At 24.4% G+C, this 14,319-nt stretch carries 13 protein-coding genes; 11 read left to right on the forward strand and 2 right to left on the reverse strand.

Features of this window, described 5'->3' with window-relative positions; genetic code table 11:
* Position 1: 1 nt before the first annotated feature.
* The 7 genes from recG to H0H40_RS02500 all read left to right on the forward strand — a co-directional run bounded on the left by recG (position 2) and on the right by H0H40_RS02500 (position 8,288).
* A complete protein-coding gene (gene recG, locus H0H40_RS02470; RefSeq protein WP_185868928.1) occupies positions 2–2,074 on the forward strand; it encodes an ATP-dependent DNA helicase RecG in 2,073 nt (690 codons plus the stop codon).
* An 8-nt stretch (positions 2,075–2,082) separates the two neighbouring features.
* Positions 2,083–4,212, forward strand: a complete 2,130-nt coding sequence (locus H0H40_RS02475) for an ATP-dependent helicase (RefSeq protein WP_185868929.1) — start codon at positions 2,083–2,085, stop codon at positions 4,210–4,212.
* A gap of 16 nt (positions 4,213–4,228) precedes the next feature.
* Positions 4,229–5,212: a cation diffusion facilitator family transporter gene (locus H0H40_RS02480; RefSeq protein ID WP_185868930.1), complete on the forward strand. Its 984-nt coding sequence runs from the start codon at positions 4,229–4,231 to the stop codon at positions 5,210–5,212.
* A 21-nt stretch (positions 5,213–5,233) separates the two neighbouring features.
* A complete protein-coding gene (locus H0H40_RS02485) occupies positions 5,234–5,836 on the forward strand; it encodes a DUF4290 domain-containing protein (RefSeq protein WP_185868931.1) in 603 nt (200 codons plus the stop codon).
* 26 nt (positions 5,837–5,862) lie between these two features.
* Positions 5,863–7,182, forward strand: coding sequence for a UDP-N-acetylglucosamine 1-carboxyvinyltransferase (gene murA / locus H0H40_RS02490; RefSeq protein ID WP_185868932.1), 1,320 nt, complete (start codon positions 5,863–5,865; stop codon positions 7,180–7,182).
* A 223-nt stretch (positions 7,183–7,405) separates the two neighbouring features.
* On the forward strand, positions 7,406–7,888 hold the full coding sequence (greA, locus tag H0H40_RS02495) for a transcription elongation factor GreA (protein WP_185868933.1): 483 nt from the start codon (positions 7,406–7,408) through the stop codon (positions 7,886–7,888).
* Positions 7,881–8,288 carry an HIT family protein gene (locus H0H40_RS02500; RefSeq protein ID WP_185868934.1) on the forward strand — a complete coding sequence of 136 codons (408 nt, stop codon included), beginning with the start codon at positions 7,881–7,883 and terminating at the stop codon, positions 8,286–8,288. The genes greA and H0H40_RS02500 overlap by 8 nt, the downstream gene beginning before the upstream one ends.
* Positions 8,289–8,296: 8 nt before the next feature.
* On the opposite strand, the gene H0H40_RS02505 is transcribed toward H0H40_RS02500, so the two are convergent.
* Positions 8,297–9,091, reverse strand: coding sequence for a type III pantothenate kinase (locus H0H40_RS02505; protein ID WP_185868935.1), 795 nt, complete (start codon positions 9,089–9,091; stop codon positions 8,297–8,299).
* A gap of 61 nt (positions 9,092–9,152) precedes the next feature.
* On the opposite strand from H0H40_RS02505, the gene H0H40_RS02510 reads away from it, so the two are divergent.
* Together H0H40_RS02510 and H0H40_RS02515 are read left to right on the forward strand one after the other, a co-directional pair.
* Entirely contained in the window at positions 9,153–9,965 is an 813-nt protein-coding gene (locus tag H0H40_RS02510; protein ID WP_185868936.1) for an alpha/beta fold hydrolase, read from the forward strand.
* A 5-nt stretch (positions 9,966–9,970) separates the two neighbouring features.
* Positions 9,971–10,546: a 5-formyltetrahydrofolate cyclo-ligase gene (locus H0H40_RS02515; protein ID WP_185869346.1), complete on the forward strand. Its 576-nt coding sequence runs from the start codon at positions 9,971–9,973 to the stop codon at positions 10,544–10,546.
* On the opposite strand, the gene rseP is transcribed toward H0H40_RS02515, so the two are convergent.
* On the reverse strand, positions 10,539–11,870 hold the full coding sequence (gene rseP / locus H0H40_RS02520) for an RIP metalloprotease RseP (protein WP_185868937.1): 1,332 nt from the start codon (positions 11,868–11,870) through the stop codon (positions 10,539–10,541). The genes H0H40_RS02515 and rseP overlap by 8 nt on opposite strands.
* A gap of 101 nt (positions 11,871–11,971) precedes the next feature.
* Here rseP and H0H40_RS02525 point away from each other — a divergent pair, with 101 nt between their 5' ends.
* Together H0H40_RS02525 and feoB are read left to right on the forward strand one after the other, a co-directional pair.
* Positions 11,972–12,226 (forward strand): FeoA family protein, encoded by a 255-nt coding sequence (locus H0H40_RS02525; RefSeq protein ID WP_185868938.1) that lies wholly within the window; start codon positions 11,972–11,974, stop codon positions 12,224–12,226.
* Positions 12,211–14,265: a ferrous iron transport protein B gene (gene feoB, locus H0H40_RS02530; protein WP_185868939.1), complete on the forward strand. Its 2,055-nt coding sequence runs from the start codon at positions 12,211–12,213 to the stop codon at positions 14,263–14,265. Before H0H40_RS02525 ends, feoB begins: the two co-directional genes overlap by 16 nt.
* Positions 14,266–14,319 lie beyond the last annotated feature (54 nt).

Genomic DNA, 14,319 nt, shown 5'->3' on the forward strand with positions numbered 1-14,319 from the left:
TATGTCCTGTAATATTTTTCAAAAATCTATAGAACATTTAAAAGGATTAAGTTTAAAAAAAGCTCATTTATTTAATACAGAATTAAAAATTAACACATACGAAGATTTATTATTTTTTTATCCAAAAGGATATATACATTTATCTACATTAAAAAAAATATCAGAATTATCAATTACAACAATTAACAATAATAATTTGGTTCAAATATTAGGAATAATAACTAATATAAAAGAAATAAATTATAAAAAAGGAAAGATATGGATAGCACGTTTAGAAGATAAAACAGGTTTTATTGAATTAGTATGGTTTAAAAAAACGAGTTTCTTAAAAAATTTAAGAAAAAACATAACCATAGTAGTTTCCGGAAAAATTAAGTGTTTTCAAAAAAAGATTCAGATCGTTCATCCAAACATACAATACTCGCAATATTCGGAAAAGAACGATTCAATATATCCTGTATATTCTATTCCTAATAATTTAAAAAAAAAAGGAATTAATAATTCTTTTATGATTAATTTATTAAAAAATCTTATAGAAGAATCAAAAAATCACATAGAAGAATTCTTTTTTCAAAAATATCTTATAAAAAAATTAATGTCAAGAAAAAAGGCATTGATTCAAATTCATTTTCCAGAATCTTTAGAAAACTTATTTCAAGCTCAATATTCTCTAAAATTCGAAGAATTGTTTTTATTAAAGTTATTTTTTCTATCAAAAAGAAAAGTAGAACATAGTCGTCCATTCCCAATAATTGGAAAAAATTTTCATAATTTTTATAAAAATATTTTGCCTTTTACTCTAACAGAAGAACAAAAAAAGGTATTAAAAGAAATATGGAATGATTTAAAAAAACCTATTCAAATGAATAGATTATTACAAGGAGAAGTAGGATGTGGTAAAACTATAATAGCTATATTATCAATGCTTATTGCTTTAGATAACGGATTTCAATCCTGTTTAATGGCTCCTACTGAAGTTTTAGCTATACAACATTATTCTTCTATAAAAAAAATGTTTGCAACAATTGGAATTAAAATAGCCTTATTAACAAGTTCCACTTCTGATTCTGTACGAAAATATCTATATAATGAAATATTCTTAGGAAAAATTTCCATTTTAATAGGTACACATGCTTTGATTCAAGAAAAAGTTCAATTTAAAAATTTAGGATTAGCTATTATAGATGAAGAACAACGATTTGGAGTGGAACAAAGAGCTAAAATTTGGAAAAAAGAAGAAAACTTTCCTCATATTTTAATCATGACAGCAACACCTATTCCTAGAACATTGGCCAAAATTATTTATCATGATTTAAATATTTCCATTATCAAAGAATCTCCATTAGGAAGAAAACCTGTCAAAACAATCCATTTTTTCAATAAAAATAGAGATAAAGCTTTTGAAATAGTAAAAAAACAAATTTCAAAGGGTAGGCAGATATACATTATATATCCTACTATTAATACTTCTTTCAAAGAAAGAAATTTAATGAAAGGATATAATGAAATTAAAGAAAAATTTAAAAATTTGGAAAATAAAATTGGAATACTACATGGAAAAATGAATTTTCAAGAAAAAAATATACAAATGGAACAATTTTTACATGGAGAAACTAAAATTTTGATAGCAACTACTGTTGTAGAAGTTGGTGTTAATGTACCTAATGCATCAGTTATTTTAATAGAAAATGCAGATTTTTTTGGATTATCTCAATTGCATCAATTAAGAGGAAGAGTAGGAAGAGGAATTCATCAAAGTTATTGTATCCTTATTACTGATTCCAAAATCAGTGTAGAAGGTTTTTTTAGAATTAAAAAAATGTGTGAAACAAATGAAGGTTTAGAAATAGCAAAGGAAGATCTAAAATTGCGTGGAGGAGGAGATTTAATAGGAACTAAACAAAGCGGAAAAAATTATTTACGTATCGTAAATATTGTAAAAGACTATAAATTAATAAAAGATGTTTTCCCAATTGTTAAAATTTTTTTGGAAAAAAATCCTAATTTTTTAAAGCAAAAAAAATTTCTTTACCATAAATATTATAATAATTACAAAAAAAAATTCAAAAAATAATAGTATTTATGTCTTTGAATAGTTCTCAAAAGAAAATTATAGAAACTATCAATGGTCCTATTCTTGTTCTTGCAGGAGCAGGTTCTGGAAAAACTCGTGTTATTACATATCGTATTGTTCATATGGTTAAAAATATAGGAATTAATCCTTCTAATATTTTAGCTTTAACTTTCACTAAAAAAGCTGCTAAAGAAATGAAGCATAGGATTTATAATATGATGGATAAAAATCATATTGATGATATGACATTGGGTACTTTTCATTCTATATTTTCTCTTATTTTAAGAAAGGAATCTCATTTATTAGGATATAAACCAAATTATACTATTTATGATCAAAAAGATTCAGAAAATGTAATAAAAAGAATACTAGAGGATGTTGATCTCGATATAGATAGATCTTTAACTCCTAAAAAAATAAGAAAAATAATATCTGAATATAAAAATAATTTATATATAAAAAATAATAGAGATTCAAAATATATATCCAAAATATACAAATTTTATATTCAGCGATGCCTTCAATCAGGAGCATTAGATTTTGATGATATTTTACTGCATACTAATCATTTGTTTTCTAATTTCCCAAACATTTTGGAAAAATACCAAAACAAATTTAAATACATATTAATAGACGAATATCAGGATACTAATTTATCTCAAAAAACAATTATAAAAAGTTTATCTTCTAAATATAAGAATCTTTTCGTGGTAGGAGATGATGCTCAAAGTATTTATGCTTTTCGAGGTGCAAATATTTCTAATATTTTAAATTTTCATATTGATTATAAAAATGCTAAAGTATTTCGTCTTGAGCAAAATTATCGTTCTACTCTTCACATCGTTCAAGCGTCCAATAATATTATTTCTTTTAACAAAAATCAAATTTTAAAAAAAATATGGACTAACAATGAAAAAGGAGAAAAAGTTAGAATATATTGCGCAAATTCAGAAAAAGAAGAAGCACAATATATTGCTTCTTCCATTTCTTCAATAAGAAAGAAAACAAAATATTCTTATGAAGATTTTGCTATTCTTTACAGAGCAAACGTTCAATCAAACATTATCGAATATGCACTGAAAGAAAAAAATATACCTTACAAAATATATGGATCCATTTCATTTGAAAAGAGAAAAGAAATTAGAGATTTATTAGCTTATTTAAAAGTTATTATTAATTCGAATGATGAAGAATCTTTATTACGTATTCTTAAAAAAAGAAATAAAAATATAATAAGAGATATATTAGATTTATCTAAAAAAATAAAAGTTACAATTTACAATATAATCAAAGACATAGAGAATTATCAACATTTGTTGAGTATAAATAAAAAAACAAAAAATAAACTTAAAAAATTAATTCTTGTAATAGAAAATATCCGTTTAAAAATAACAGAAAAAGATGCATTTTCAATAGCAAAAGATGTAGTATTTCTACTGTTGGAAGAAAATTCTAAAAATTACAGATATGAACATTTTTTGTCTATACTTAATAATATATCTTATTACGTTAACGAACAAAAAAAATTGAGAAATGATGGAGATATTAGTTTATCTGGATTTTTGCAATACTTTTATTTGGAAATTGATGAAAATATAAATCATGATAAAAATGATAAAAATAAAGTTTCATTGATGACAATTCATTTATCTAAAGGATTAGAATTTCCTATTGTTTTTATTGCAGGATTAGAAGAAAATTTGTTTCCTTCCAAATCTAGTTTAAATAATCAATTTAAAATAGAAGAAGAACGTCGTTTGTTCTACGTTGCATTAACTAGAGCTCAAAAAAAAGCTGTATTAACTTATGCAAAATCCAGATTTTTATGGGGAGAAAGAAAAAAGAACATTCCAAGTCGTTTTATTAATGAATTAGACCATAATTTTATTTATGTAGAAAATAAAAATTCTACATATTTAGAAAAAAATAAACTAAGTATTAGTACTGTAGTAAATAATAACTCTTATGAAGAGAGAGATTTTAAAATAGGAGTAAAAGTTTTTCATAAAAATTTTGGAAGTGGACTCATTATAGATTTAGAGAATGAAAATAAAGTGGCTATAATTCGATTTATAAAATCAGGAAAAAAAAGAATACTACTCAAATTTGCATTAGAGAAGCTTTTTATTTATTCATAGATTTATATTATGGATTATGGATGATTTAAAGAAAATTAGAATAAATCTTTTCCTGCAGAAAATTATTTGTTTTGTGGCTGTTATTTTCTTTTTTATTAAATTAATCATTTGGCGTATAACTTCTTCGCTTTCCATATTTAGCGACGCAATGGAAAGTTTAATCAATATAATAAGTGGATTTATGGGATTATGTAGTCTTTATATATCCTCTTTACCTAAAGATCAAAATCATCCATATGGTCATGGTAAAATAGAATTCGTATCAACGGCAATAGAAGGGATTTTAATTTTTATTGTAGGAATAACTATTGTTATAAACACTTTGATACGTGTTAAAGATCATATGCATGGATTTTTTTTATCGAGATTAGATTATGGAGTAGTTTTAATGTCTTTTACTGCTATTATTAACTATTTATTAGGTTTTTTAGCTTGTAAAATAGGGCATAAAAATGGAGCCTTAACATTAGTAGCCAGCGGGAAACATCTTAAAATTGATACCTATTCCACTTTTGGAATTATTGTAGGATTAATTTTATTAAATATTACGAAATGTATATGGATAGATCCTATTATTTCTATTATTTTTTCATCAGTAATTTTATATACTGGATCAAAATTATTAAGAAATGCTGCTGCAGGAATTATGGATGAATCTGATAAAAAACTTGTGAAAAAGTTGTCTTTATGTCTCAACGAAAAAAGAGATATTCATTGGATAGATCTTCATCATTTAAAAATTATTAAATACGGTAGCGCTTTGCATGTTGATTGTCATTTGACTGTTCCATGGTTTTTCAATATAAAAGAGGCAAATCAAGAAGTCAAGAAATTAACTCAATTAACTAAAAATGAATTTGGATCTAAAGTTGAATTATCTGTTCATGTTGAAGCTTGTACTGATAATCATTGCATGTTTTGTTCGAATCATTCATGTCAAGTAAGAGAAAATTTTTTTCAAAAAAAAATTCTTTGGACTTTAGATAAAATATCTAAATAAAGAATAAATAAAAAAACAGTTATGGAATATAATACTAATCGTTTCAAATTGATTATCCCAGAATATGGCAGAAACATTCATAAAATGATAGATTATGCAATGAAAATAAAAAATAGGGAAAAAAGAAATCGTTGTGCATGGAGTATTCTAAAACTAATGACAGATTCTACTCGTACTAGATTCAATAAATCGATTCCTTATTTTCAACATAAATTATGGAATCAATTATTAATTATGTCCAATTACCAATTGGATATAGATCATCCTTTTCTTAAAAAAAACCCAGAAAAAACAAAAATTATATCTTATAAAAAAGCAGTATATCCTGAATATTTAACTGATTTTAGGTACTATGGAAAAATAATTAGGAACATGATACATGCAGTAATAGATTGTAAAAATAGACAAAAAAAAGAAGGATTATTTTATGCAATAGCCAATACAATGAAGAAAAATTATTTAAGATGGAATAAAAATATGGTAGAAGATGATATAATTTTTAAAGATTTAAAAGAACTTTCAAAAGGAAAAATATGTTTAATAAATACAGATCCACTGTTGCAGTGTTCTCATATTTTGAGATCTAAAAGAAAAAAAACATTCAAAAAACAAAAAGTTATATAATAATAGGAACTAAAGTTATTATAATAATGGGAACTTTTGAAATAAAAGGAGGAATCCCTTTAAAAGGAGAAGTAGAGCCACAAGGAGCTAAAAATGAATCATTACAGGTTTTGTGTTCTGTATTACTAACTCCGGATGAGTTAAGAATAAAAAATGTTCCAGAAATAGGAGATATCAAGTGTTTAATGCAAATTCTTAAAGATTTAGGAGTATCAATAAAAAAAAATGATGTTGGAGATTATACTTTCCAAGCCAAGAATATCAATATTGAATATCTAAATACAGAAAAATTTCGTGAATATGGAAAATCAATTAGAGGTTCTATTATGATAGCAGGACCTTTACTTGCTAGATTTGGTAAAGTTTATATTCCTATTCCTGGAGGAGATAGAATAGGAAGAAGACGTTTAGATCCTCATTTAATAGGATTCAAATCATTAGGAATCCATATATGTTATAACCATGAATACAAATATTTTCACTTACATACAAATAATAAAAAATTAACAGGAAGTTATATTTTGATGGAAGAAGCATCTGTAACTGGTACAGCTAATATTATAATGGCTGCAACTTTAGCAAAAGGAAAAACTACTATTTATAATGCGGCTTGCGAACCCTATATTCAACAACTATGCAAATTGTTAAAAAAAATGGGGGCTAAAATCATAGGAATAGGATCTAACTTGATTCATATAATAGGAGTAAAAGAACTAGGAGGATTCTGTACCCATACAATATTACCCGATATGGTAGAAATAGGAAGTTGGATAGGGCTGGCTGCTATTACTTGTTCTGAAATACGGATTAAAAATGTTAGCTGGAAAAATTTAGGAATTATTCCAAACACATTCCAAAAAATGGGTATAAAATTAGAAAAAGACAAAGATGATATTTACATACCATCCCAAAAATCTTATCAGATAAAAAAATTATTATTAAATAATGCAATATTAACAATATCTGATTCTCCATGGCCTGGACTAACTCCAGATTTATTAAGTATTTTGACAGTGGTAGCGACTCAAGCTAAAGGAAGTGTTTTAATTCATCAGAAAATGTTTGAAAGCAGACTATTTTTCGTAGATGAACTTATTGAAATGGGAGCCCAAATTATATTATGTGATCCTCATAGAGCAACTGTTATTGGATTAAATCATAAATATCATTTAAAAGGGGCTATATTAAACTCTCCAGATATAAGAGCTGGAATATCTCTTTTAATAGCTGCTCTTTCTGCTAAAGGAACTAGTATCATTAAAAATATAGAACAAATAGATAGAGGGTACGAAAATATAGATCAAAGATTACGAGTTCTAGGAGCACATATTTTAAGGATAGAATAATTTTTTTAGGAATTTGTGTAATGAATAAAAAAAATAATAAAAAATGAAACACAAAAATTTGTAATTTTAGAACATAAAAATCTGAATATGCAATAATAAAAATCAATGCTTTTATAAGATTGTTTTTTATGCATTAAATTTCTTGTTCAAAAATCATATAACTTCATAACTTTACGCTTACTATGTGTCTATGTATCAAAATAAAATAAATAGATAAATGAAAATGGAAAAATTTGAATATATAACTAAAGAAGGATTAAAAAAATTGCAAAAAGAAATAGAAAGACTAGAAAATATAGAACGACCAAAAATATCTATGCAAATTGCAGAAGCAAGAGATAAAGGAGATCTTTCAGAAAATGCAGAATATGACGCAATAAAAGAAGCACAAGGATTTTTGGAAATGAATATAGCTAAATTAAAAAAAAAATTATACAATACACGTGTTATAGATGGTTCACAAATAAATAGAACCAGAGTATCTATTCTTTCTACAGTAAAAGTAAAAAATTTGACTTATGGAGGAGAACAAATATATACTTTAGTTCCAGAAGGAGAAGCAGATTTAAAGTCAGGAAAAATATCCATTAATACACCAATATCCACAGGGTTACTTGGAAAACAAGTAGGGCAAATTGCTCATATTAAATTGCCTAATAACATGATACTGGATTATGAAATTTTAGAAATAGCATTTAGTGAATAATAATAACATTTTTCAGAAAATAATTAAGAATGAAATTTCTTCTTACAAAGTAGCAGAGGATACTTATCACTTAGCTTTTTTAGATATTTATCCTATTAAAATAGGACATACTTTAGTTATCCCCAAAAAAAGTAATGGGGATAAAATTTTTTCTCTTCCTGAAAAAGAATTTATGTCTATTATGTTTTTTACTAGAAAAGTAGCTATTGGAATAGAAAAAATTATTCCTTGTAACCGTGTTGGTATATTTGTTCTAGGATTCGAAATTCCTCATGTACATATTCACTTGATTCCTATGGATCAAGAAAGCGATGGTAATTTTTCAAAAAAGAGAATAATTTTATCTAAAAAGAAATTTCAAATATTATCTGAAAAAATAAGAAAATCTATTAAAATATAGTTTTATCATCAATAGTTCCAATGAAATAAAATTTTTAAACCTTTTATCGTATGTAATTTATCTTTAATATGAATTTCTTTTGTTAAAGGTGCATATATATGGGAAAGACCTCCTGTTGCTATTACAAAACAACTTGTTTTCAATTCTTCATTCACTCTATTAATTAATCCTTCCACCATGCTTAAATATCCATAAATAATTCCACTTTGAATACATGTTTCTGTATACTGACCTAATATACTAGGAGGTTTTTTTAATTCTATTTGTGATAATTGGGCAGTATTTCCAATTAATGCTGTTAAAGAACTATTTACTCCAGGAGCAATAATAATACCTTGAAGTATCCCATATTTATTAATACAAGTCAAACTTAATGCAGTTCCAAAATCTACTACTAAAATATTATTTATATTATTATATAGCGTATATGCAGCTATAGCATTGGCATATAAATCTGTTCCTAATTGATGAGAATAGTGTTTTATAGGAGAGGATGAATATCTATCTACTATTATGGGTTTAATTTTATGGATTTCATATAAAGATTGTTCTACAATATTTGTAAGTGAAGGGACTACTGATCCAATTACAATATTTTTTATCAATTGAGATAAAATACCATATTGTTGATATATATTCCTAAATAATAAAATATATTCATCTAATGACCTATGTGGATTAGTATTAATAATCCATGAACAATTACATTTTAAATTATAATTATTATTATTAAATAATCCAAAACGAAGACTAGAGTTTCCAATATTTATTGTTAATAAAACGTTTTTTTCTTCATTTATCATCCTATAAAATTTTAATTTATATTATTAGGTAATTGTATTAAATTTTCATAATTATTTTCATATGCTTATCGATAATATCTACAAAAAAATAAATTATAAAATAGAAGGGGAAGGAAATTCAATTGTTCTATTACATGGATTCATGGAAAGTTTAGAAGTATGGAAAGAGATATATTCCGATCTTTCTAAGAAATATAAAATTTTATCAATTGATTTTCCAGGTCATGGTAAAAGTAATTCTATATTAAATTATGATACCATTTTTAGTATGGAAAGAGCATCGAAAATCGTTAAAACAATTATAAAAAAAGAAAAAATACAAAAAGCATTTTTTGTTGGTCATTCTATGGGAGGCTATATTGCTTTAGCTCTATTAGAAAAACATCCAGAATTTTTTTTAGGATTATGTTTACTTCATTCTACGGCAGAATCAGATTCTAATAAAAAAAAAAAAATACGTATGCAATCTATAAAAATGGCAATAAATAATTATTCTATGCTAGTAGATACTAGTATAAATACATTGTTTGATCCTAAAAAATTATCTTTTTTGCAAAAAGAAGTTTTTTTCGTAAAAAAAATAGCATTATCTACTTCTGTCAATAGTGTCATATCGTTTCTAAAAGGAATGTCTATAAGAAAAGATAGAAGATTTTTACTAAAAAAAACTAAATTCCCTAAACTTTATATAATTGGTTTATATGATTTAGTAATTGATCCCAAAAAAATTCGTGAAGAAGTTAAAAATGGTAATAAAACTTATTTTATTGAAATAACTACAGGACATATGGGACATATAGAAAATCCTAAGAAAATAACAAAAATATTAGAAAATTTTATGGATGATGTTATTCTAAAAAATCTTTGTATTTGAAAATAATGAATAAAAAAGAATTACGTAAAAAATATTTTTATTATAGACAGTCTTTGTCTAAAAAAGAAGTATTGTACAATAGTTACAAAATTTTTTCTTGTCTGAAAAAAATATTTTTTATATGGGAAAAAAAATATTATCATGTTTTCTTACCAATACGAAAATATAAAGAAGTTGATACATTTTTCATTGTGAATTTTTTATTAAGGAAAGGAAAATATGTAACTATCCCCTATTCTAATTTTCATAATTGTTCCATAGAAAATTGCTTTTTTGATCAAAATACTTTTCTGAAAAAAAACAGTTATGGAATTTTTGAACCTATTCCTACACAAAAATATGTAGTTTCACCTTCTTTTATTGAAGTAATATTTATTCCATTATTGATATTTGATTTAGAAGGTTATCGAATAGGTTATGGAAAAGGTTTTTATGATAGATTTATTGATTTATGTAAAAAAAATGTTATGAAAATAGGGTTAAGTTTTTTTTATCCTATAAATAAGATTATAGACATTCATAAAAATGATTTATCAATAGATATAGGTATAACTCCATATCATATTTTTTATTTTAAATAAATACTTTGAACATATCCCAAATAATAATAAGAATCATAATTAAACTAATTATTATAAATCCAAAAACAGTAGAACGTTCAATAATTTCTTCATTAACTTTCTTTTTTGTTATCATTTCTATTAAAATGAATAATATATAACCTCCATCTAATGATGGAATAGGGAATAAATTTAAAAAAGCTAACCAAATGGATAAAGTAGCAGTTAAAGTCCAAAAAATATCCCAATTCCATTTAGAGGGAAATTCTTTAGCCATAGAAAAAAAACTTCCTATTTGTTTATATGCCTTAGTTTCTATATGAAAAACATTTTTAAAAAAAGATATTTGATTTTTTAAAACATCTAAAGATTTCATACTTCCGTGAAGAATACTTTCCAGAAAAGAATAATTCATTTTTTTAAACGAAAAAATTCTATCCAAATCCATAAAATTTTTTAGTGATATTCCCAATATCCCTTTTGGATTTAAAAAAATTTCTTTTTGAAGAAATTTTCCATTTCTGTTAATTGATATTGTTATATTTTCATTTCCATATTTTGATAATAAATCCTTTAGCTGATCAGAAAAAAGAATGAATTCAGAATTAATAGCTAATATTTCATCATTACTTTTTAAACCATATTTTTCTGCTGCTGAATTTTTTTCTATATAATTTATAATAGGAGGTATACGAGGCTTAATGAAAAAACTGATTTCTTTTCTATCAAAAAGAAATTTTTTTTTATTATTATTTATTGATAATTTTATAATCTTTCCCATACGATCTACTGTCACAGTATTCCCGAAGATAATTGCTTTAGGAACATCATTGAAATATGGGATTCGTTTATTATTTATAAATAAAATTTTGTCTCCATTTTTTAATCCTATTCTTTCTCCTAAAGAATCAACTTCTATTCCATATTTAACATTTTTATTGGGAAGAAATGTTTCTCCATGTTTAAATAATAAACAGGAAAAAATAAAAATAGATAATAATATATTGGAAATAATACCTCCAGAAATAATTAATAGTCTTTTTATCGCCGATTTTGAACAAAAATCCCAATCTTTTTTGTTCTTCTCTTTTGAAGAAACATTGTTTTCATTTTTCATCATTCCAGATATTTTTACGTATCCTCCTAAAGGCAACCATCCAATTCCATAAATAGTGTCTCCTATCTTCTTTTTAAAAAGAGAAAACCAAGGATCAAAAAATAAAAAAAATTTTTCAACTCTTACTTTAAATATTTGAGCAAAAATGAAATGTCCTAATTCATGAATTACAACTAATATAGAAATGCTAAGAAGCAATTGTACAGATCTAACAAAAATGGATATCATTTCCAAAACTTATAAAAAAATAAATTTAAACCTTTATTTCGTTTTTTTTTATTACTAGAAATTTATTTTCTATTTTTCTTTAAAATATAAAATTAAAAACTTTGAATTTATCGAATCTTAAAAAAGGAGAAAAAGGAATTATAAAGGGATATAAATATAACAACGAAAATTTTCCCATAAAATTATTAGAACTAGGTATTTTACCTGGGGTAGAATTTGAAATACTTTTTGTTTCTATTTTTTATGATCCACTATGCATAAGTTATAATCAATCTTGTTTGGCTTTACGTAAAGAAGAAGCAGATAATATCATAATAGAACCCTTAAAAAAATGTAAAAAATGCAAAGAAGAGTAATAAAATTAGCACTTATTGGGAACCCAAATGTAGGAAAAACTTCTTTGTTTAATAAATTAACTGGACTTAACCAAAAAGTAGGAAATTATTCAGGAGTTACAGTAGATAAGAAAATAGGATATTTTTATTATGAAAATATACATTATCAAATTGTAGATCTTCCTGGAACTTATAGCATATATCCTTCATCTGAAGATGAAGAAATAGTTAGTAAAATACTTAATAATATCGATGATGTGGATTATCCTGATAAAATTATGGTTATAGCAGATTCTTCCAATATAAAAAAAAGTCTCCTTTTATTTAGACAAGTGCAAGATCTAGGATTCCCTGTTTTATTTCTATTAAATATGTTAGATGAAGCAGAAAAAAGGGGAATATTCATTGATATAGGAAAATTAAAAAAAGTCCTCTTCACAGAAATCGTATTAATTAACGCAAGAAAAGGACTAGGATTAGAAGAAGTTAAAAAAAAAATTAAGAATCTTGATCAAAAAACAAAAGAATTTTATTTTTTCAAACCAGGATTACGTTACTCTATTGCTATTAATGATGTAAAAAAAACTTGCAAAGTAAATAGTTATAAAGCTTGGTATTATTTAGCTTATAATGGAAAATCTTTAAAAGAAGATTATTTTTTAAGTAAAATAAAAAAGAAATACAATATTATATCCAAAAGATTGCAAATAAAAGAAACGTTAGACAGATATGAAGAAATAGGAAAAATTTTTTCTAAAACCGTTTCCAAATTTATTTCAGATAAAGAAAAAAATTATTTAGAATTTTCAAAAAAAATAGATAATAATTTAATTGTTCATCCTTTTTGGGGTTATTTAATTTTTTTCTTTCTTTTATTTATTATTTTTCAGTGTGTTTTTTTTTGGGCAGAAATACCTAAAGAATTTATAGAATTTATTTTTTCTTATATTCAAAAAAAATTGGAAAATTTTTATCCAGGTCCTTTAAATAATTTTTTATTACAAGGGATATTTCCTGGAATCAGTACTATTGTAACTTTCATTCCTCAAATTTTTATTTTACTATTCTTTCTTCTTCTTATGGAAGAAAGTGGTTACATAAGCAGAGTTATTTTTTTAATGGATAGAATTATGCGCCCTTTCGGATTAAATGGGAAAAGTATTGTTCCTCTTATATCTAGCATATCTTGTTCTATTCCAGCTATAATGTCCACTAGACATATTGAGAATCCAAGAGATCGTTTAATTACTATTTTAGCTACTCCTTTTATAACATGTTCTGCAAGATTACCTGTTTATACTTTAATTATATCTACAATCATACCGAATTACAGATGGTATTTTATCCAATTAAGAGGAATAGTTCTCATGTCTATGTATTTATTAGGAGTCATATCTGCTTTAAGTGTATCAATGATTTTCCATAAAATTTTAAAAAAAAATTATCATAGCCATCTTATTATGGAAATACCTACTTACAAGTTTCCTATATTTAAAAATATATTCATTACTTTATGGGTTAATCTTAAATCATTCGTTGTAAACGCAGGCAAAATGATATTATTGATAAATATATTAATTTGGGTATTAGGAACTTTTGGGCCTTCAGAAAATTTTGAATCTCACAATTCAATCATATGGAAATATATGCAAAAAAAAGAATTATCTCATTCATATTTAGGTATAATTGGAAAAAAAATAGAACCTATGATTTATCCTTTAGGATATGATTGGAAAATAGGAATAGGATTATTATCTTCTCTTGTAGCAAGAGAAGTTTTTGTAAGTACTATGGCTTCTGTATATAAAATAGAACAAAAAGGAATTTTTTTGAAAGAAAAAATGAAAGGAGAAGTTTCTTCCATAACAAAAAAGCCTATTTATAATTTAGCAACAGGAGTTTCTTTACTGTTTTTTTATGCATTTTCTATGCAGTGTATGAGCACTTTATCTGTAATGAGAAAAGAAACGAAATCTTGGAAATGGCCAATAATACAATTTATTTTTATGACTTCAGTCGCTTACATTACTTCATTTCTTACATATCAAATTTTAAAATAAAATGTGTCAATACTTAATAATAGGAATATTATTTTTATATTCAATTATTTTTTT

The organism is Blattabacterium cuenoti (genome assembly GCF_014252295.1).
Classification (GTDB): Bacteria; Bacteroidota; Bacteroidia; order Flavobacteriales; family Blattabacteriaceae; genus Blattabacterium; species Blattabacterium cuenoti_V.